Source organism: Sporomusa malonica, assembly GCF_900176355.1.
Classification (GTDB): domain Bacteria; phylum Bacillota; class Negativicutes; order Sporomusales; family Sporomusaceae; genus Sporomusa; species Sporomusa malonica.
Genome location: NZ_FWXI01000019.1, coordinates 14003 through 35390, shown reverse-complemented (window position 1 = coordinate 35390; position 21388 = coordinate 14003). Strand labels below are relative to the sequence as shown.

16 protein-coding genes are annotated in these 21388 nt (G+C 42.5%); 1 reads left to right on the top strand and 15 read right to left on the bottom strand.

Annotated elements, in window-relative coordinates; genetic code table 11:
• Positions 1-3 precede the first annotated feature (3 nt).
• The 9 genes from B9A22_RS18470 to B9A22_RS18430 form a co-directional block, all read right to left on the bottom strand.
• Entirely contained in the window at positions 4-906 is a 903-nt protein-coding gene (locus B9A22_RS18470; RefSeq protein WP_084577415.1) for a trans-4-hydroxy-L-proline dehydratase activase, read from the bottom strand.
• A gap of 13 nt (positions 907-919) precedes the next feature.
• Positions 920-1480, bottom strand: a complete 561-nt coding sequence (locus B9A22_RS18465) for a helix-turn-helix domain-containing protein (RefSeq protein ID WP_084577414.1) — start codon at positions 1478-1480, stop codon at positions 920-922.
• A gap of 299 nt (positions 1481-1779) precedes the next feature.
• Positions 1780-2856, bottom strand: a complete 1077-nt coding sequence (locus B9A22_RS18460; protein WP_217805985.1) for a M24 family metallopeptidase — start codon at positions 2854-2856, stop codon at positions 1780-1782.
• Between the two features lie 20 nt (positions 2857-2876).
• Positions 2877-3989 carry an ABC transporter permease subunit gene (locus B9A22_RS18455; protein WP_084577413.1) on the bottom strand — a complete coding sequence of 371 codons (1113 nt, stop codon included), beginning with the start codon at positions 3987-3989 and terminating at the stop codon, positions 2877-2879.
• Positions 3990-3991: 2 nt separating this feature from the next.
• Positions 3992-5032: an ABC transporter permease subunit gene (locus B9A22_RS18450; RefSeq protein ID WP_084577412.1), complete on the bottom strand. Its 1041-nt coding sequence runs from the start codon at positions 5030-5032 to the stop codon at positions 3992-3994.
• Between the two features lie 2 nt (positions 5033-5034).
• A complete protein-coding gene (locus tag B9A22_RS18445) occupies positions 5035-6636 on the bottom strand; it encodes a sugar ABC transporter ATP-binding protein (protein ID WP_084577411.1) in 1602 nt (533 codons plus the stop codon).
• A 147-nt stretch (positions 6637-6783) separates the two neighbouring features.
• Positions 6784-7938, bottom strand: coding sequence for a DUF3798 domain-containing protein (locus B9A22_RS18440; protein WP_084577410.1), 1155 nt, complete (start codon positions 7936-7938; stop codon positions 6784-6786).
• Positions 7939-8364: 426 nt separating this feature from the next.
• Positions 8365-8889, bottom strand: coding sequence for a CBO0543 family protein (locus B9A22_RS18435; RefSeq protein WP_245824050.1), 525 nt, complete (start codon positions 8887-8889; stop codon positions 8365-8367).
• Positions 8890-9084: 195 nt separating this feature from the next.
• Positions 9085-10209 (bottom strand): DUF362 domain-containing protein, encoded by a 1125-nt coding sequence (locus B9A22_RS18430; RefSeq protein ID WP_084577408.1) that lies wholly within the window; start codon positions 10207-10209, stop codon positions 9085-9087.
• A 284-nt stretch (positions 10210-10493) separates the two neighbouring features.
• Between B9A22_RS18430 and B9A22_RS18425 the strand changes: the two genes are divergently transcribed.
• Positions 10494-13130 carry a phosphoenolpyruvate synthase gene (locus B9A22_RS18425; protein WP_245824049.1) on the top strand — a complete coding sequence of 879 codons (2637 nt, stop codon included), beginning with the start codon at positions 10494-10496 and terminating at the stop codon, positions 13128-13130.
• Between the two features lie 13 nt (positions 13131-13143).
• On the opposite strand, the gene cuyA is transcribed toward B9A22_RS18425, so the two are convergent.
• From cuyA to B9A22_RS18395, 6 genes are all read right to left on the bottom strand, one after another.
• Positions 13144-14142 carry a D-cysteate sulfo-lyase gene (gene cuyA, locus B9A22_RS18420; protein ID WP_084577407.1) on the bottom strand — a complete coding sequence of 333 codons (999 nt, stop codon included), beginning with the start codon at positions 14140-14142 and terminating at the stop codon, positions 13144-13146.
• Complete coding sequence (locus tag B9A22_RS18415; RefSeq protein WP_084577406.1) at positions 14139-15455, bottom strand: response regulator; 1317 nt, start codon at positions 15453-15455, stop codon at positions 14139-14141. The genes cuyA and B9A22_RS18415 overlap by 4 nt, the downstream gene beginning before the upstream one ends.
• Positions 15456-15517: 62 nt before the next feature.
• Positions 15518-17581: an ATP-binding protein gene (locus tag B9A22_RS18410; RefSeq protein WP_084577405.1), complete on the bottom strand. Its 2064-nt coding sequence runs from the start codon at positions 17579-17581 to the stop codon at positions 15518-15520.
• 68 nt (positions 17582-17649) lie between these two features.
• The gene (locus tag B9A22_RS18405) at positions 17650-18684 is read right to left on the bottom strand and encodes a response regulator (protein ID WP_084577404.1); all 1035 of its coding nucleotides are present in this window, start codon (positions 18682-18684) and stop codon (positions 17650-17652) included.
• A 26-nt stretch (positions 18685-18710) separates the two neighbouring features.
• Positions 18711-19889, bottom strand: coding sequence for an HDOD domain-containing protein (locus tag B9A22_RS18400; RefSeq protein ID WP_084577403.1), 1179 nt, complete (start codon positions 19887-19889; stop codon positions 18711-18713).
• 227 nt (positions 19890-20116) lie between these two features.
• A complete protein-coding gene (locus tag B9A22_RS18395) occupies positions 20117-21307 on the bottom strand; it encodes a M24 family metallopeptidase (RefSeq protein WP_084577402.1) in 1191 nt (396 codons plus the stop codon).
• Positions 21308-21388 lie beyond the last annotated feature (81 nt).

Below are 21388 nucleotides of genomic sequence, written 5' to 3'. Positions count from 1 at the left end.
ACATTAACCCCCTATTCTCACATTAAATTCCGCCTGTTCAAACATAGTTTTAATTTCATTTAACCTTGTTTCAGACGGAGGAAACAGCTTCTCTCCCTGGTAGTTCTCGTCCATTTTATTATATTTTGTTTTACCAAACTCATGATATGGCAAAAGGTTTACCGCTACCAACTGGAAATCCTGAACGAAATCAATAATGTCCCTAATATTACGGTCATCAGCGTTAAACCCTTCGATCAGAGGCAGCCGCAGGTTAATGCGCGCCTTATGTTGGGCAAGTTTTTTTAGATTCCCCAGAATAAGCTTGTTATCCGCCCCTGTATACCGCTGGTGCAAAGAGGAATCTATGAGCTTGATATCATACAAAAAAAGATCCACACTATCCATGATTTTTTCAAAACTGCTAAAGGGCGCATACCCGCAGGTATCAATGGCAACCGTTATCCCCCGGTTCTTGCAGGCTTGAGCCAATTCTGCCGCAAACTCAATCTGACTCATGACCTCACCGCCCGACAAGGTGACTCCGCCTTGGGATTGATCGTAAAATGGCCGATCTTTTTCAATCTCAGACAATAGTTGGCTTACTGTATACTCGACTCCAGCTATTTCTCTAGCGTTATTTACACAATCATCAATGCATTGCTCACAGGCCAGGCAGCGGCTGGCATGATGAAGCACCGAGCTTTGTGTAACAGAAATAGCCCCTTGTGGACAGGCCTGTTCGCATCGCTGGCAAAAGGTGCATCTTTCCCGTGTCCACAACACCTGCTTGGAAAAGTTCTGACTCTCGGGGTTGTGGCACCACTGGCACTTTAGCGGGCATCCTTTGAAAAATACCGTAGTCCTTATCCCCGGGCCATCATGTACACAGAATTTTTGTATATTGAAGATTAAAGCCGTTTTCACTAGCAATCACACTCTATTCTTTAAAGGGATTGGGGACGCTTGTGACAAGCAGCCTAACCATTTTATTGGTATAATTGGCCCAATTATGAACTATGGAAGAGTTATAGTGGGCCGAATCACCGGGAAAAAGCTCAAACTGCTCATTGTTTAAAAAAAGAGTCAATGTACCTTCTAACACATACACAAACTCTTCTCCCTCGTGGGCATACGGGGAGATATCTTCACTACAGTTGATTGGTAAAAGTTCAATCAACCTTGGCAATATTGCCTTTTCTGCTGAATTATTCGTCAAGTGATAATGGACAAAGTGTCCATTTATAATTTGAAACACTTCTTTTTCATAACTACGAATAATCGAATTACGGTTTTTAGTGCAGCCGACAAAAAAATAGGATAAATCAACATCTACCGCCTCAGCAATTTTCTCCAGCGAATCAGTCGCAATCGAGGTTAATCCTCTTTCCAGCTGCGATAGAAAACCAGTTGACAGACTGGTCTTTTCGCCTAACTCCTTTAGTGTCATCTTTTTCCTGGTTCTAAGTTCTTTAACCTTACCGCCAATATCTTTGCTCATAAAAAAACCCCTCATGTCTCAACCGTTATTTTGGCTTATAATTAATTGTTAATTTAATAATAATATATAACACTATTAAATTCCAGCTCCAAATTCATATCAGTGAATATTTTTTACCACAATGAACGCGAACACCTGTTGTGGTTATAAAGAAAACATGGCTTGCGCCGAGCCTTTAGCGACGGCGGAAGTCGATGTTGCCCTTATCCAGACGGAAAGTTATACTTTCTAACAGGATCAAAAAAGCCCATCAGCACTTCGTCTGATAGGCCTAATAAACACATATCGCAAAATTACGTCTAGCCTACAATCATAATCTTCTTCTCAAAATTATTTAACACTTCGCAGCCTTCTTCTGTCACCAGCACCAAGTCTTCAATTCGCACCCCGACTTCGCCTGGCAGATAGATCCCTGGCTCAATTGAGAATGTCATTCCTGGTTGAACTTGAGCGGTATTCACTGCGGAAACATCGCCGAATTCATGTACCTCAAGGCCAATGGAGTGCCCCGTACGATGGGTAAAATACTTGCCGTAGCCAGCGGCTTCAATATGCTCTCTGGCGGCAGCATCAATATCACAAAACCTAACGCCAGGCCTTATCTTATCAATGGCTCGTTTATTGGCCTCAAAAACTACGTCATATATTTTTCTCGCAGCATCAGGTACATATTTGTAAAATACCGTCCGGGTCATATCCGCACAATAGTCATTCTTTTTGCAGCCGATATCAATTATGACACTTTCTCCTGCCTGCAGTGTGGAAGCATTCGGTTCATGGTGGGGATCTGTCGCATTGGCACCATAGGCGATAATCGGCGCAAACGAGCAACTGACTCCTAACTCGTCATAAATGGCGACCAGACGCTGAGCGAGTTTTTGCTCTGAATATCCACCCGGAATAAGCTGAATCAACTGCCCCATGGCCAGATCATTGATCTGCGAGGCCTCCCGCATCAAGGCACGCTCCTGTTGATCTTTACACATCCTAATCTGATCCAAAAGGACTGATCCGTTTACAAACCGGCTATCGCCTGCCTGTTCCATAAGCCTTAACAAAAAGTGAGCCGGCCAGTTCTTATCAACACCAATAGGATTCCCCTTATCAATATACTGGGATAGTATGGCCACTGCATCCTGAGTGTCATTGAACCAGACTTTATCAACCCCCAGTTCATCATATACCGGAAAGAGCTCGTTTATAAATAGTTTGTGATTCCCCTTACTGGAAAGATATAATACCAGCATTCGCTCTCCCGACTGGATCCATTTACCTGTCAGATAAAAGATAGCGGCCGGATCAGAAATCAGCAATTGAGGAATGCCTTCAGCCGCCATTATTTCCAGAATTTTATTAACTCGTTCCTGTTTCATCATCTACCGTCCTCCCTATTCAGCTATTCCAGCATGGTCTTTCTTTTATTTTCCATATATTTATGCCAAGCATGCAGCAGCAAGGATACACCGATAATGCCATACGCAATAAATACCCGGAAAAATTCACCGATCTGCGCATCGCCAAACAAATTGTTACCAGCCTGGGGAGACACAATAAATAGCGTATGAAAGAGCAAGGTTCCGATGACAGCGTCAGTAATTGTTGCTTTAGCAACAGTGGCCCCGCCAATTAAAAGCGCAGCAATCGCGAACATGCCCACTTGCTCATGACTGTTATAGGTGTTTAATGTGCCGATGTTCTGTAGAAATATGATCTGACCCCATGCTGCTAAGACCGTCGATATTGTGATAGCAATCAGGCGTATTTTATCTGTTGGAATCCCAGCCACTTGAGCAATATGCAAGTCTTGACCCAATGCTCTAAAATCTTGACCAATTTTCGTGGTAATAATAAACCGAGTAAACCACCCAAGGGCGATGACCGCTATAAAAGTCATTACCGGAATGGTAATACCGCCTATTTTAAAATAGATCAGTTTGTCCAACGAGTACTGGATGAACTTGAGGTCAATCGCGTTCTTTAACCCTACACCGCCTTTCAGAACGATCTCCGGGTTATAGACAGGGATAAGGGTACCGATAAACAGGAGGAACACCAATTGCCAAAGTCCGTTGGAGAAAAAACCCAGTATCATACTGGTAATCATCTCGCGGCCTTTGGTCTTGTTTAAAGTAATACCAGTCAGATAGCCAAATAGAATGGCAAACGGAGTAGATACCAAAACAGATGTGGCAAAACCCGCTAATCCACCGACATCCCAGATCTTTACCGCAATTAGCCCGATTTGCCCAGCCATCGCACCGATAACCAGCGCGAAATTAAGCCCCATACCCGCCAGCACTGGAATAATCAGCGAAATAACCAAAAACAGGTTTCTGGACAAACGAACTACCAGTTCGTTTAATACAAATTTCAACGGTAATTGCGACGCAATCGTTGTAACAATACAGAGCGCCAGGAAAATCAACGGCACTGTGTTGGCTCTAAGAAAATTTTTCAGCCACTCAATTGAAAATACTTGTTTGTCATTAGTTACTAAGCCTGTATTCATAACTAGTGATACCCTCCCACTTTTGTCAAAGCGTAGAGGATAACCCCATTGCTGACAATAATGCGGGTTACCTCGGATAGATTTCCGACATTTACCGCTGAGTTTATAACCGGCATGGATATGGTCAATAGCGTCTGAAACAATATCGTACCAGCGACAACATGAGCAATTGTTGCTTTTTTATCTGACGCTCCACCAATTAAGATGGCTGCAGTTGCCGCAAACGGCATCATGAGCGGCGCTTGGTAAAGCTGCAGAAAACCAAAACTTTGGGCATACACAAGCATGCCAATACCACCGAGTATTGTTGAGATTACTGTTCCGATCATCCTCTGCCGGTCAACATCAATCCCTGAAGCCACAGCAAAGCTGGGATTATCTCCTGCCGCCATCATGGCAATACCGGTTTTAGATCTCATAAACAACCACATGAGCAAACAGAAAATAGCAAAAAACAGTATCGCACCTGTCGGAATCTTCGAGCCAAAAAATGGAATAGCCATAAAGTCGTCCAATACTTTAGCAAATCTGCCACTGAGGGCAATGGTAGTCCGCAGGCCGTTGCCGCCAATCGCCCAGACCATCTCCGGACTTTTAAACGGTATCAGCAGCCAGCCAATAGACATGAGCGATACCATAGCAAAGCCCATATAGGTACCTACTGTCATCTCATCGCCTTTTACCTTATTCAGTATCCAGCCATAGCCATAGCCCATAGCTGCCGAAAGCGGAATCGATATGATGACAGCCCACATAAACGCCGACATCCCGCGCATATCCATCTCAATGCTGATACAGCCAGCCAGCAGTCCGGTAATAATACCTAAAGACAGACCGAAATTTAGCCCAGTTCCCGACATAATACTCGGTACCATTGCCAATACCAGGATACCATTCATAGCTGTCCTCACCAGCGAATCGCCAAACATGGCTGCCACGTTCTGCTTTTGAAGAAAAGCCAGGGTAATCAGAACTACCAAGAATAAAGTAATACAAACCTTGGGATAGCCGTATTTATTGGTCACCTTTTGCCACAGTTCCATGATTATACAGCCGCCTCTCGGTCACTGTATTTACCAGCCATAGCTAAACCGTAGTTTACGTCAGGCGCAGTCGGGCTCAATATGGCTTCAATTGTCCCACCATAGACAACTGCAATCCGGTCGCAGATTGATCTGAGCTCACTGAGTTCGCTGGAAGTAACGACAATAGTCATACCCAATTCCCGGTTCAACTTGACCAGTAAATCCAGCAATAATTTTTTTGCCCCAATGTCAATACCCCTTGTTGGCTCAGAAACAAATAAGATTTCCGGTTCTAATGTCAAAGCTCTTGCCACACATACTTTCTGTTGATTTCCGCCACTAAGCCTTCTGGTAATTTGAGTCGGCCCGGTGCAGCGGATGTCCAGATCTTTGATCATTCTGAGCGCATGTTCGCGAATTTTTTTATCATCAGCCATCTGAATGGCTTTAATCCCCAGAAACGGTTTAAGAAATCCTCCGCGAATCTGCATATTTGTCATCATAATATTCATTTCAATCGAAGTATCCAAAAGTAAGCCTACGCCTCTTCTGTCTTCAGAAACAAAGGCAAGTTTACTTTGAATGGCTTTTTTGGGGTTATTAAGTGCCAGCAGACTTTTGCCCTTGTAAATCTCCCCGGTGGCAGGATACAGACCCATCACACCGTTGGCTACTCCAATCTTGCCTTGGCCGGCCAATCCGGCCAAGCCCAGAATTTCGCCCCTTTTCACATCCAAATTTATATTTTTTACCATTTCCCCCGGCATAGTCACACTCATATTTCTAATGGAAAGTGCTATTTCCTGGTTTTGTACCCCCTTGGCCGTTTGCACTATCCTCTCCACGTTTTTACCAATCATCATTTCCGCTATATTTTCGAGGTTTGCCTCCTCATGCGTAATAAAGCCAACATTTGCCCCATCACGCAAGACGGTAATGGAATCGGCAACCGCTAAGACTTCATCCAAGCGATGCGTAATAAATAAGATGGCGATGCCTTGGGCGGCAAGTATTTTCATTGCATCCAGCAACTTGTCGGCTTCACTTTCGGCAAGCACAGCCGTCGGTTCGTCAAACACCAGCAATTTGATATTCTCTTTGTCTATTTCCCTGGCGATTTCAATAAATTGCATGTACCCAACTGGCAGTCCTGCAACCGGCAGCCAGTCATCCACGTTCATCCCTAACGTCTTAAGCGCCTTTTGCGCATCTTTTCGCATTGATGGCATGTCAAGGGATTTGAGACTGTCTCCCAAGACCTTACTAACCGGATTATGCTTGGTAGTCTCCCGGTTGAGTTTGATATTCTCAGTAATCGTAAATCCAGGCAGCAGCATAAATTCTTGATGCACCATGCCAATTCCTAAATTCATAGCTGTTTTGGGAGATTCTATTGCCACAGGCTCTCCGTCCAAAACAACCTCACCCTTAATCCCGCCCGTGCTATAGATAACAGGCATACCAAACAGGATATTCATCAGCGTGGATTTTCCCGCCCCATTTTCACCTACCAACGCATGAATTTCTCCTGGTCTTACTTTAATTGTTACCCCTTTTAACACCTTATTGCCAAAGTAGTCTTTGACAATATTATTCATCTCAAGTAAATACTCTGCAGCCATTTGTCATCCCCCTGCGGATATACATTCAGCTCTGTCTCATGTATAGTAAGGTTGCTTACTAAGCAGCAACCTTACTATACATAAAACATTTGGTTTTTTACTAAGCTTCAGATGAGATTAAAACCCCACCTGAAGCTTAGTCTTACTTTATAACGTTACGTAATCAATAAGAATGAGGTAGAAGTTGTCAAGAGTAATCTCTTTGCCTGTTTTGTCAGTAGTCTTAAGGATTTGCGCTTCGATCTTGGTACCTGTCGCTTCGGATAATTTCTTCATGAGAATTTCTTTGTTGTTTTTCTCTTTAAATTTACCTTCAGCCCAGTCTTTGGAGTATTCCACTCCGGCTTCAATGAATGACATATTAACAGGCACCGGCCAAGTGGAGAATCTGCCTGTTCCATTTTTCTCGGCAATCTTTGCTTTGATTTGTCCTATAACATAGGAAACATCACCGGCTTTTTCAGCTGGAATCTGAATGCCGAGAGCTCCAGGATAGCCGTGAAACGGGCTGGGGCAGCATTGCTGCGCATCAATACCACCTGCATCCAGCGTAGCCTTAATCAGTGGCTCCTGCATAGCGCAGTTGGTATTGAAGAAGTTGGTGTTTTTGCCAAATTCGTTAACTTTTCTCGGAACATCTTCCAAGATAAATTGTTGCGCTCCTGGCACACCGGCATCACCTAACGGGTCGGGAGCCGTTGCGTCAATAAACTTTAACCCTAATTTTTCAGATTCGACTTTCATAATATCTCGTCTTTGTGCAAGTAACGGATAAGACATATGGCGAGGGAAAGAATAGTGCACTAATGTCGTTGCACCTAATTTTTTAGCTTGAGCCGGTATGGTTCTTCCCATCGCCAGCTCATCAACATTGAGAATGATATCTGCTTTTTTAGCAACCATATCCGGGTCTTCGTTGGGAGCGCCGGCAATCAAAAGCATGTCCGGTCTGACTTCTTTCACTTTTTCAAAGGCAGCCGCACAACCCGGGACGGCTGGACACATAATGATGGCTTTACAATCAGGGTCAGCAGCAAAAGCCAACATATTTGAAATGGTTGTCTCTTGCTCTTTCATAAAGTTGTCAGGAGTCGTCTTAAACAAGATTACATCCTTACCATACTTCTTAACCATTTTTTCTGCCGCACGGTACTCTTCCTCATTTTGAGCGACGGTAGTAGTCATTATACCAATTTTAACCTTTTTGGGAGCTTCCGATTGGGCCGGCGTTGACTTACCACATCCCGTAAATACAACGAGTAACATCATTGTGAGCAGTAGTAAGAAACCCTTTTTAAACATCAAATCCCCTCCGGTTTAATATAATATTAGTAAAAGAAGCTCTCTTCTTTAACTACCAAGCCCATTTTTATCCATCATTTACCTTGTTTACCTAATATTAACATGGTAATATTATCCTGGTCAATGATAGATTTATATAAATGAACAAATTTTGTATTATTAATAAATTTATGGCAAATATAATAACATTTTTCATTTATATAAAAAAATGATAAATGTCGTATAGCCTCTGATATCGATGCAACCGATATTCCATTCTCCTTCTAAATATAAAGAAAGCACAGCTTGCGCCGAGCCTCTGGCGACAGCGGAAGCCGATGCTGCCCTTATCCAGGAGGAGAGTTATACTTTCTAACAGGACACAAATAATCCGTAGACGCAAGCATCTACGGATTATAATTTAAGGAAAATTTGGCGATGCGTTATTCATCGCTCAAAATAATCACACCCGCGCCGAAAAAGGGCAATAAAAGTTCTCGACAGTAAAAATGTAATAGTCAGTGTGTAAAAAGTAGTAAACCAGCTCCAGTCAATATAGTGGATAAGACCCGTATAGCGCTCTAATGGATATTCGATCGCCGTTATCCCCGCACTAAATAGTAGAGCATAGTAAATAATAGGCCCAATGCCTCGATTCTTGGTCACTTGATTATAGAGTACACACAAGATCGGGAATACCCATAACTCAAATAAGATGCTGGTATCGTAGTAATAAGGCAACCAGTGATAGGGATACTCGATCAACTTCAAATTTACTACCGGACTCCCCCAAATGAAGTCAAGATTACATTTAAATAGATAAACGACAACCCAGTCCCGGAAATATCTCCAGTCAACCACAAAAATCAATAGAAGCAAAGCAATAACGAATGCGGATATGCTAATAACATTTTCCGTAAAGGGCATAATGACAATCTCCCAATATTTTGAAATTCCAATGATGGGCAACATGCGGAAGAGTTAATTTAGGGCTTTGAACTATGCCCTGCTAAATTATTGCTGCACCAGGTGAATTCTCTCCTTATTATGAGCAAAAAAAGCATAAGCAACACTTACACTTTAAATTTTTTAATAAAAAAATGTCTACTTCTGCGAAAATGACAAAACCGCAGACAAAAAATGTCTACGGTTTCCTTTTAAGCCAGATTAGATTTCAATAAGCTCATACTCTTTCGTGCCGATACCAATTTTTTCAGCATGATCAAGACAGACCAGCCAATTGGTTTCCGGATGGGTAGCACGGAAATGATCATGGTCATCACAGTTGCTGCCATGTTTTTTCACCTGCTCCTCCAAATAGCTGCCGGAAATGATTGGAGCTTGATTCGCCATATCAGCACAAGCCATATCAAGAGCTACCGGGTCAAAAGATGCAAACATACCGATATCAGGGATAATTGGCACATCATTTTCTGCATGACAATCACAGAATGGTGCTACATCAACAACTAAGCTTATATGAAAATGCGGCCGGTTATTGAGTACAGCCCAAGAATATTCGGCGATTTTTTTATTGAGAATATCGTTAGACTCATCCCAGGCTGCAACAATAGCATTAAAATGACAAGTACCTATACATCTTCCGCAGCCAACACATTTAGCAGGGTCGATCATTGCCTTTTCACCTGTAACACTGATTGCACCATGAGCACAAATTTTGGTACATACGCCACAGCCAACACAGGCTTTACTTCTAACACTAGGTTTGCCGTCACTGTGCATCTCCATTTTTCCAGCTCTTGAGCCACAGCCCATACCAATATTTTTTAATGCACCGCCAAAACCGGTAAGCTCGTGCCCTTTGAAATGGTTTAGACTGATAACGATATCTGCATCCATTACGGCACGTCCAATTTTAGCCTCTTTCACATATTCACCACATGGCACAGGAATATATGCCTCGTCAGTTCCTTTTAGCCCATCACCAATAATGATCTGGCAGCCTGTAGTGAATGGATTATAGCCATTTTCATAAGCTGCATCCATATGTTCAATAGCATCTTTACGTCTGCCTACATATAACGTATTGCAATCTGTAAGAAACACCTTTCCGCCCATGCCTTTTATTATATCGGCAATCACTTTGGAGTAATTCGGTCTGAGAAAGGCCAGATTACCAGGCTCACCAAAATGTATTTTAATTGCGGTAAATTTACTTTTAAAATCAATTTGTTCAATTCCAGCTTCTTTAACCAATCGCTCCAGTTTCTGCAGCAAATTCATCTTGGGAGTGGCCCGCAAATTAGTAAAATAAACCTTTGATTTCTCCATAATATCCTCCTCTAACCTTTTTTACATTAATTGTATTCTAACCCGGTAATTTATTCTACACCTTAGAGCAAACTATAAGTCAATAGCCTATCGGCAATTCTCCGTGGTGCTTACCATTACTATATATTGTTAGTATCTAAGAGGTAGGTTGTCACTCCAAGCTTGTCTGCTACCTGCTTAATTGTATAGCTCATAAACCGATCCCCCTAATAGTATAAAAGTGATTGTCAGGTAAACAATAATTTTACCCAATGACTAAACTAGGCTAAAACTACGCAAAAGGAGTGCTGACCATAAAATCCTTTGTACTCTTTTTTGAACATTTGGATCGTTCCAGTCTACCTGTTGTCGGAGGTAAAGGTGCAAATCTGGGTGAGTTGAGTAAAGCCGGCTTTCCTGTGCCGGGTGGATTTTGTGTTACCACTTACGCTTATCAGAACTTTATCGCGACCAGTCCGGAAATGAACTCGCTGTTAGATGCACTTAACGTAATAGATCCCACCGACTTAAATCGCCTGCGGGAATTGGGAGAGCATATTCGTACACACTTAACCCAACTAAAAATACCGCTCCAGATCAAAGACGAAATAGTTCATGCCTGGGCTTCGGTTGGTGAGGATTATTCTTATGCAATTCGTTCAAGTGCAACTGCCGAGGACTTGCCTACCGCTTCCTTTGCCGGTCAGCAAGATACATATTTGAACATCAGAGGCCAGCATGAATTGTTACGGCATGTCCGAAAATGCTGGGCTTCTCTATTCACTGACCGCGCCATTGCCTACCGGGCAAAGAATGGATTTAATCATCATGAAGTCTATCTGTCAGTAGTTATACAACGCATGGTCATTCCGGAAATTGCCGGTATTATGTTTACTGCTGACCCTGTAAGCGGCAATCGCACTGTCATTTCCATTGATGCCAGTTTCGGCTTAGGAGAAGCCATTGTATCCGGCCTGGTATCTGCTGATTTATATAAAGTAAAAGACAATACCATTATCCAAAAAAATATAGCTCAAAAGAAACTCGCCATTTATGCTTTGTCCAATGGCGGTACCGTTACCGAAGAGTTACCAGCAGAAAAACAGCAAGAGCACGCTCTGGCAGATAAACAAATTTTAAGCTTAGTTGCATTAGGGAAAAAAATTGAAGCACACTTTGGCGCTCCGCAAGATATTGAGTTTTGTGTGGAAAAGGGAGAATTTTTTATTGTCCAGAGCCGCCCCATTACTTCCTTATATCCCTTACCAGACATTCCCTACCAGCCATTACGTGTGCTGTTATCTTTTGGCCATGTACAGATGGCAACCGACGCCATGAAACCATTAGGCATCTCCGTATTAAGAACGATATTTCCCGCTAGCGTATTTGTTGAAGCGGGCGGCAGGCTCTTCATCGATCTCTCGGATTTACTGCATTCCAAAATTGTCCGAATCATTTTGCCAAAAATATTAACCAACGCTGATGAAGCCATGAGTCGTGCCCTTGACGAAGTTGTCAAACGTCCTGAGTTTCTTGCAATACAGCCGAAATCAGATGCTATTGCTTCTGTGCGAAAAGTAGTAGCACCTATTATAAAAGAAGTATGGAAAAATTTCCACCTCCGCGATCCGAAATTAGCTAAAGCCAAAGTCGAAACATATATGCAAGAAAGATTGTTAAAAGCCAGGCAATCTTTATGCGGGTTGCAAGGTGCCAAACTACTACAGGAAATCCAACATCAGTTGGATACTTTGATGCTGGATGTTATGCAAAATATCGTAACCTACGTTGCCCCCAGTATAATCGCTTCCAGGTTGTTGCAAAGAATGCTCGTTCGCTGGCTGGGCAACGATACTGAGCTTTCCAAGTTAAACAAATCGCTGCCCGGCAATGTTACCAGTGAGATGGGCTTACAAATTGGCGACTTAGCAGACATACTGCGGGAGCTTCCCGAAGTTCAAGAATACCTTAAAACCGCCAAAGATCATACCTTCTATACAGGACTTGTACAAGTGGCTGGCGGGAACAAATTTAAAGGCGCCTTTGAAAGTTTTATTGATAAATACGGTATGAGATGTCCTGGTGAAATCGACCTGACAAATCCGCGTTGGCGTGAGACACCGACACAATTAATCCCTGCCATATTTAGTCACATGCGGAGTGTAAAACGAGGAGAACATCGGCTAAAATTCAGTGAAGGAGCAAAAGAAGCCGAAGAAGCCGCCCAGTGCATTATGGATCATCTGGAAGAAAGCTATTTCAAATCCAAACTCGCCCAGCGGTTAATTAAAGTATTCCGCTATTCGGGCGGTCTGCGGGAGCACCACAAATATTTATTAATTGTCATCATCGACGTATACAAACAAGCAATTATGTCCGAAGCCGAAAAACTTGTGGCGACGGGTGTACTGCAGCAAGCAGAAGATGTGTATTTCCTGACCTTGGACGAACTAATCCATTTACTCCAAGGTGATTTTAACTACGATGTATCAAAATTGGTTACTGATCGAAAAGACAGGTATAAATGGCAACAGAATCTAAAGCCTCCAAGAGTAATGACCAGCGAAGGCGAAATTGTTATCGTTCCTCAAAATAGAGGCCGTTCTCCTGAAGGAGCGCTTGTTGGAGTTCCCGTTTCAGCGGGAATCGTTGAAGGTAAGGCCCGCATCATCCTTAGACCGGAGAATGCCTTCCTTAGTGAAGGAGAGATTCTCGTCGCTCCGCATACCGATCCGGGTTGGACGCCATTATTTCAATCGGCCAAAGCGGTAATTACCGAGGTAGGCGGGTTAATGACTCACGGTGCAGTCGTAGCCCGTGAATACGGTATTCCGGCTGTGGTTGGAGTTGATAATGCAACACAGTTAATCAAAGACGGAGATTTGATTCGAGTCGACGGCAACCAAGGAATTGTTGAATTCTTGGTGACCGGGAAACCATAAAAAAACGCAGTGATCAGGACATAAACAATGGTGTGTTTGCATATAAACCAGGCGTACCCCCTGTATGTAAGAAAAGAACATTATCATTCTTTTTAAAGAACCCCTGTTCAGCAAGACCAATCAATCCAGCCATAGCTTTTCCGGTATACGTTGGGTCCAACAAAATACCCTCTGTACTAGCCAGCAGCTTTACTGCCTCGATCATTTCTGCGGTAGGCAGTGTATACCCTGGCCCGAGATATTCGTCAACACAAACAATTGCATCACTTGGGACTTTTACGTTGATTTTCATGTATGCTGCCGTTTGCTGCATCAACTCGCTTATTCGGTTTTCCAGCACAACTTTCGGATTAAGCACACTAATCCCAGTCACTGGTATATGGCAACTATTAGCATATAACCCAAGCAGCAAGCCGCTATGGGTACCGGCACTACCACCGGGAAGCACAATGTGGTGAATATCAAGACCAGCTTCAAAGGTTTGACTCATGATCTCTTCCGCGCAGGCGATATAACCAAGCGCACCAAGATAATTAGATCCACCCATTGGGATAATGTAAGGTTTGCGCCCCTCAGCCACAGCTTCAGCAGCAGTACTTTGCAACTCGCTCATTAGGTCAGTCCCCCGGGGAACGACCTTAACCTTTTCCACACCTAGTAGATGATAAAGAAATACATTACCGTTTGCCTCTGGGTTATAGCTTCCGGGAACCATTTCATCCAAGACAAGCCGACACTTTAAACCTTCTTTCACCGCTGCTGCCAAGGTCAAACGACAGTGGTTGGACTGCACACCGCCGCAGGTAATCACGGTGTCGGCCCCCTGTGCCAGAGCGTCGGCAACCAAAAACTCGAGCTTGCGTGTTTTATTCCCACCCCCGGTTAAACCAAGCAGATCATCCCGCTTAATATAAATATTAGGACCACCAATAGCTTGAGAGAAACGGGTTAACCGCTCCAAAGGCGTCCTGCCTTCTGTATAACGCCGCCGCGGAAAACGTGCCAAATTCATCTTATGACCTCCAATCTCTCCTCCGATACTAATATATGCCTCAACTTAATAATAAAAGAAGTCCCTTTTCCAGACTCGCTTTCAACTAAAAGTTCACCACCATGGTCCTTTAAAATGCCATAAGCGATACTAAGCCCTAGACCTGTTCCGCTTCCTACTTCTTTTGTTGTAAAAAATGGGTCGAATATCCGACCTAAGTACTCTGCTTTTATTCCCGGACCGTCATCACTTATTTTGCACACCACATAATCGTTGTCCTGATATGTTTCGACTATTATATTGCCCAAGCCTTCTCGGTTTTGGGCTTTTATCGCCTGTGATGCGTTAATAACTACGTTAATCAGCACCTGTCCTATCTGCCCCTTATCGCATATTACAGTCGGTATCTCCCCTAGCTTTTTAGCGATATTGGCAATATATTTTACTTCGTTCCGGGTAATCAGCAGGGCTTCTTCAACTATTTGATTTAAATCATTCATAACCATTTCATCGTCAGTACCAGTTCTGGCAAAATTGCGCAAACTCCTTACAATCTTCGCTACTCTATCGACCCCGTCTTGCGTCTCTTTTATTATTGGTTCAAGATCCTCAAGAACAATATCTATCTTTTGCTGCTTCTCAGTTTCTTCGAGCTGAAGCTTCTCATGGGACAAATCCTGAACGATATTCTGATCCGCGACAAGCTCTATAAAATTCCGGTAAGCCGAAAACGAAATCTTAATTCTCGAAAGATAAGCTTCCAATGTTTCAAGATTACTGCGCACAAACCCGATCGGATTGTTGATTTCATGCGCTACTCCAGCTGCAATCTCACCAAGAGAAGCCAGCTTTTCTTTTTGAATAAGGTAAAACTGTGTGTTTTTAAGTTTTTGCGTTACTTCTTGCAGCTCATTATACTGATCAGCCATTTTGTTAAACATTTCTTTCAGCATAAGCGTATTTTTTCTTGTATTTGCCGCAGCCTGCATTCTTGCAATAAATTCAGTGATATCGATAGGCTTACTAATATAGTCGTTCGCTCCATTTTCAAAGCATAGCTTGAAACTTTCTTTATCAGTAACCCCCGTAAACATAATGACCTGTATATCTTTATATTCATTATTGCTTCTGATTCTCTTGAGAACCTCAACTCCGTCAATTCCGGGCATAATTATATCCAAAAGAACAATATCTATATCATTCTGCGCCAACAAATCCATTACAGCTTCAGGTGAATTGCATAATATTAGCTTACTGTTAGCTATGTTGGCTTCAATGATATCCCTAGCGATTACAAGATTGAACTTTTCATCATCTACAACCAGTATTCTCATAAGTTTACCCCATCTTTACTGTTTCATTCTCACCGTTATGGCGGCTGTTATGATCGCAACTGTCATGTGATAGCCGTTTTTTCCGTCTTTCGAATGAGTGGCAGTTTAATAACGAAGGTGGTACCTATCCCCGCTTCACTTTTGAACGAAATATCTCCCTGATGTTTATTGACAATGATATCATAGGAAATACTCAGACCTAATCCCGTACCCTGGCCGACCGGTTTTGTCGTAAAAAACGGATTAAAAACATCCTGCTTAATTTCTTCCGCGATACCGGTACCAGTATCGGCAATTGAACAGTAAACAAACTGACCATCAGTGTAGGTACTCACCGTAATCAGTCCGAGGCCATCTATGCCCTTGGCTTTAATTGCATGAGCGGCATTCATGATGAGATTGAGGAGCACCTGATTAATTTGACCACCGACAGCCCTGACTGCCGGCACTTCGTTTAGGTTCTCCTGTACCTCAGCAACATATTTCACCTCGTTCCTAGCCACGGTTAGCGTATTCTTAACGCCTTCATTTAAATCAAACTCTTCAAAGTTATGTTGCTGATCAACCCGGGAAAATAAGCGTAATGCCTTGACAATATTACCGACGCGGCTCAATCCATCGTTTGTTTCCTTAAAGATAGGCTCAAGATCTTGTAAAATATAATTCAGTTTTTTCTTCTTTTCCAAAATAGCAATTTGCTCGACATTTTCCTGTAAAGACGGTATTTTTTCTTCAGACGCCCTTCTGTGCAGTTCCCTAAAGCTATTCATCATTTCTAACAGTCTATCCACATAATTTTGCAGAGTCTCGAAGTTACTCAGTACAAAGCCTAACGGATTATTGATTTCGTGGGCAACACCTGCCGCTAGTTGCCCGATTGAAGCCATTTTTTCCTGCTGAAGAACTTGCGACTGAGCATTTTTTAACTCAACATATGCTTTGCTAAGTTCGTCATTTTTTTGTTGTAATTGTTCTTCGGTTCGCTTGCGCTCGGCAACCTCGTACTGGAGATCCTGGTTGGTGGTGTGGAGCTCCTCGTTCATCGCAATATGCTCTTCGTTCATGGCAGTGAGTTCCTCATTCATCGCAAACAACTCCTGCGTCCGTTGCTCGACCTGGCCCTCCAGATTGTCACGAGCTTTTTCCAGTTCTTCCTCATATCGCTTTTGCTTGGTGATAAATCCCATCAGCAGCCCGATAAATATAACGATCATAATAGTGGCCATTCCAGCCACCAGGTAATAGCTCCTGATACGCTGATTCAAACTCTCAAAAACTTCCTGTTCAGTAACCCCTACCAGTACCACAAATGGGTATTCACGCATAGCCCGATAACTATAAATCCGTTTAACACCATCAACCATGCTTGTTGAAATATAATAACCAACATCATTAGCCGACAGCTTTTGCCACAGAACAGATTCCCTCACATCCAGCCCCACGCCATTATTACTATCAGACTGACGCGCCCGGGTGATACCATCACGACCAATTAGGGTAACTACAGAATCTTTTCCCAAATCAATTTGTTTATAGAATCCAGTAAAGTAAAATGGGTCTACAGCTACAACTGCTACCCCCCCAAATTCGCCGTTCGGCTTATTTATACGGCGGGTCAGTTGAATTGACCATTTGCCGGAAGACCGTCCCAATACTGGCTTACTGATATACAATTGGCCGGTTACAGATTCCTTATGTACCTTGAAATGTTCACGATCTTTTAGATTGGATGGTACAAACGGAACCTGACTGCTAGCCACAAAATCCCCGTTCTCTTCAATTATCCCCATCAGTACAACCGGCTGATTTGCAAGCCTGCCTTCATTTATATACTTGGGAATGTCGATAGCCAAACCTTCTCTTTCATATTGATATTTTAGAAATAATACTATTTGATCTGCGCTTCTCATTGTACGGATAGTATGTTCCTCAAAAGTCCGCGCAAAATTTGCAGTATCCCGAATAGCATGGTCAATTTCGTTTTGCCGCTCATACTCAATCTTAAAATAGAGGCCTAGCCAGATGGCGATAAATAGGCATACACCAAAAAGTACAATTATCCTGCTAATGTTACGCAAAGTCGATGAATCACCAGTAAATGCCTCAATGATGCTTATCTTTTTCATCGGCTTTCCTCCAGTCTGACTGCAATAGTAAGTATATGGAATCCCAGAATTAGGATGATCTTCTGCAATTAGTCTTCTGTTGTCTCCCAATGCACACGAATATGACCTACTTCTTCGTCTTTAATATCTGGTAAAATACTGACGTTGTAGCTTTTTCCCATTCTATTCAACAAAGCGCACGATATTTTCAACCTGTTTTTATCGTTAGCATTAATCTTCTTTAAATTTACGCTTAGATCAAAAACCAGATCTATTTTCTTATCCCGGCCTTTATTCTCAGTCAAGTCACAAGTAACCACTTTATAGTCCTCTGGTAAATCATGGACCAGAATTTTAAACACCATAATCAAAAATTTATGATTTCCCCGTGTATTATAGTCAGCATTTGAATCATGGTTAATTCTCACACGATTATTGCAGTCTTTTACAATATCATTAATCAGACTAGAAACGTTTTTGACATCCTCAACGGCCGGTAACTGGCTTAAGAACGTTAAATAAACGGCCTCTATTTCATCAACAAATTGGTCTAGACTGGTCGAATTTCCGATAGAATCGCTAACTCCCTTAATGTACTTTCGCCAGAATGAAAACATCCAGCTGCTAACTTCCTTGAGGTTGTTTAATTCATGTTTTTCGTCAGCCAGTCTTTTCTCCATTAATTTTAAGATATTCTGATAAGAGAGATTCCGTTTGGCAAGATTATCCCTTAAAGTATCTCTTTCAACCTGCAGGTTATAGTAGTCAATTGCTTGCCTTATCGCAGGCAGCAGTTCTTGTTCCGAATCCCAAGGCTTGGTTATAAATCTAAAAATTTCTCCTTGATTAATTGTAACAAGCATTTGTGATAATTGCGTATATCCTGATAAGACAACGCGTACAGTTCTTGGATATTTTTCTTTCGCAAATTTTAGCAAAGTGAGTCCGTCCGTACCCGGCATACGCATATCGGTTACAAGAACGCTTAATTCATTTTTCTCCATAATCGCTATTGCCTCTTGAGCACTACTGGCAAAAAAGGCTTTATATGGTTCATCAATAACACATCGCCGGATTGCACTTAGAACGTTGCTCTCATCATCCACGAACAGTACTTTGTTCATACAATACACTCCTCACAGCTTCTTTCCTAAATTTGCTGCCCTACATCTTTTATCAACCGTTCGCAATCATCTTTACTAACGCCCAACATAGCAAAAACTTCTGGATCCAGATTCGGGGCCAATTCGGGGCTTATTTGCTTCCAGGCATAGTGGTTGGTAATATTGACAACAGCTACAACTTCCTTGTTAACTATTGCGCTATTAAGAGGCTCATGATGAAAAAGGGCTGCTTCGACAATTGGGTATGGCAAACCCCACCAGTTCAGCAAGTACCCGCCGACTTCCTGGTGCGTTATTCCAAGATATTCTTTTTCTATCTTTACTGCGTTTTTGTCCTTCCCACTAACATAGGCACGAACTATTTGATCATATTTATCCGGGAAATAATGTAGACAGATTAAGAAGCCCACATTGCTAAGCAGCCCAGCAGCTTGGTGACTTTCCGGTAGCTGCTTTTTAAGCAACTGTGAATAGATCAGGTGAAGTAAGCGATTAGAACTACTGGCATGTAGCGCTAACCTTTTGACGTTAAATGGCGGTATTCTGATATTAGCAAACTTAAACAAGCTGCAGGATAGCACAATAGCTTTAGTTGCGTTAAGCCCCAAAAAGGTTATTGCTTTGGCAACTGATCCTGTTTTTACGTTATAAAACGCGCTATTAGCAACTCTCAGCACCGCCGCTGATATGGTGGGATCGGTTTCGACTATCGCAGCAATCTGCCCTATTTCTGACCCTCGTTCAATAAGTCCAGCCACTGAATTGTAGATACCAGGCGCTACGGCTATATTTTCTAATTTATTAGCCATATCAAGAAAAGCTGAGCTTTTAAAAATCTCCCTTGTCTCGAAGATCTGCTTAATTTTATTCTTTAACTCCTGTCCATCCCACGGTTTGAGTAAATACATATTACTTGAACCATCTACAATGCTATTCAGAATTGCATTTTCTTCCGCGTAGCCACTCAGTATCAGCCGTGTTGTAGCAGGATATAAAGTCTTAACTTTTCGTAAAAATTGGTGCCCATCCATTCCTGGCATACGAATGTCGGATACCACAACATCGACCTGCTCTTCCGCTAGAATCCGCAGACCTGCTTCACCGCTGTCAGCAGTTACGATTTCGTAATCAGTGTCAAAAAACAGCCTTTCGATAGCCTTCAAAATCGCTCTTTCATCATCTACAAACAAAATCCGATTCCCCACAGTGTCCTCCTTGTGCTGAATTCCGAAACTAAGAGGTGAATCAAGGTGATCATTCGGACAGGTGATATGTTGTGTGCTAATATTCTACCAACTTCGATACTTATCCTTTATTTTCGCTGCTAATGCTAATTATCCCTAACAGATCCTAGCCAAAATCTAAGTGGGATTAAGCGGCCTACAAGCAAAAAAACTTCAAGGGCCAAATACCCTTGAAGTCTTACCTTTTGTTACTTTATGTATGTAATATCATTAGGTGTAACACTTAATAACTCAGGTCCTGCTTCAGTCATAACAAAGCTGCTTTCAGTCCCAATTGCCCCTTCAGGGAAGACAAACTTAGGTTCTAGCGCAAAAGTCATCCCTGGTAAGATCGGAGTAGTGAGACCTTTAGCCAAGATAGGCCATTCGTCAAGCTCCAAGCCTATTCCATGACCAATAAATTTGACTCTGTCTTCCTTGTAACCCATAAAATAATCTTTGTACCCCAGTTCCTCTGCCAGTTTAACAGCCAATAGATGCGGTTCCTCTGCCGGAATTCCTGGTTTCATAGCTTTAAGTATTTCCGCTTCAATCAGCAGCGCAGCTTCATATGCTTTTACTAATTTAGGGCTAAGTTCGCCGATACAAAAGATTCTGGTTTGATCACCGGTATAGCCTTGAATTACACAGGTATAATCAATATAGATCACTTCATTACGGTTTATCCTTTTCCATCCCGCCCCTTGAGGCTGGGACAGGCTGACCCCCATGCCGCCAACCGGTCCATCAAAAAAGCTGGGGTACGCGCCACTGTTGCCAGTACATAGATTGCCAAAAAACAAATCCTGGTTAAATGCCCGCATTTTGCAGCAATTTGAATAACCACGTTTACGCATTTCGGCCTCAAACAATGCGGCCAATTCAATCTCTAACATTCCCTCATGCAAAAAAGACGGAACTGCTAAAAATGCTTTATCAATTACCCCTAACGCAGTGCGGATAAGTTCTACTTCGTACGGCGATTTGATTGCGCGTGTTTCTTTGATTGCCGGCGAAACATCACTAAATTCCGCATTAGGAAACATTTTCTTGTAAGTATTATACAGGTTGACTGGCAGCACATCTAATTCCAGGCCGATTTTCGCAGGACTAGCATAACCGGCTTCCGCAATAATGCCTACAATTTCTTTGGGACTTTTAATGGCAATAATATTTTTCAGCGGTGACTCTTGCTGCGCACGACTTAAACTTTTTTTCACCATAAGTAACGGTTCACCGTCAGCAGGTATATACAAAATTGAGTTTTGCACCGTACCTGTAAAATAGAACATATCACTGTTCAGCAGAATTAAGGCTCCATTAAGCCCCAGTTCACTTAACCTTCTCTGAAAACGATGAGTTCTTGTCTCAATTTCTGACTTTGGGGTGACATTTAACATATATTTCCTCCAGTCGAATAGTTTCTCACGAGGTTAACCCCCATCTACTTCTACTAAAAAGAACCCGAAATGTATAAATAA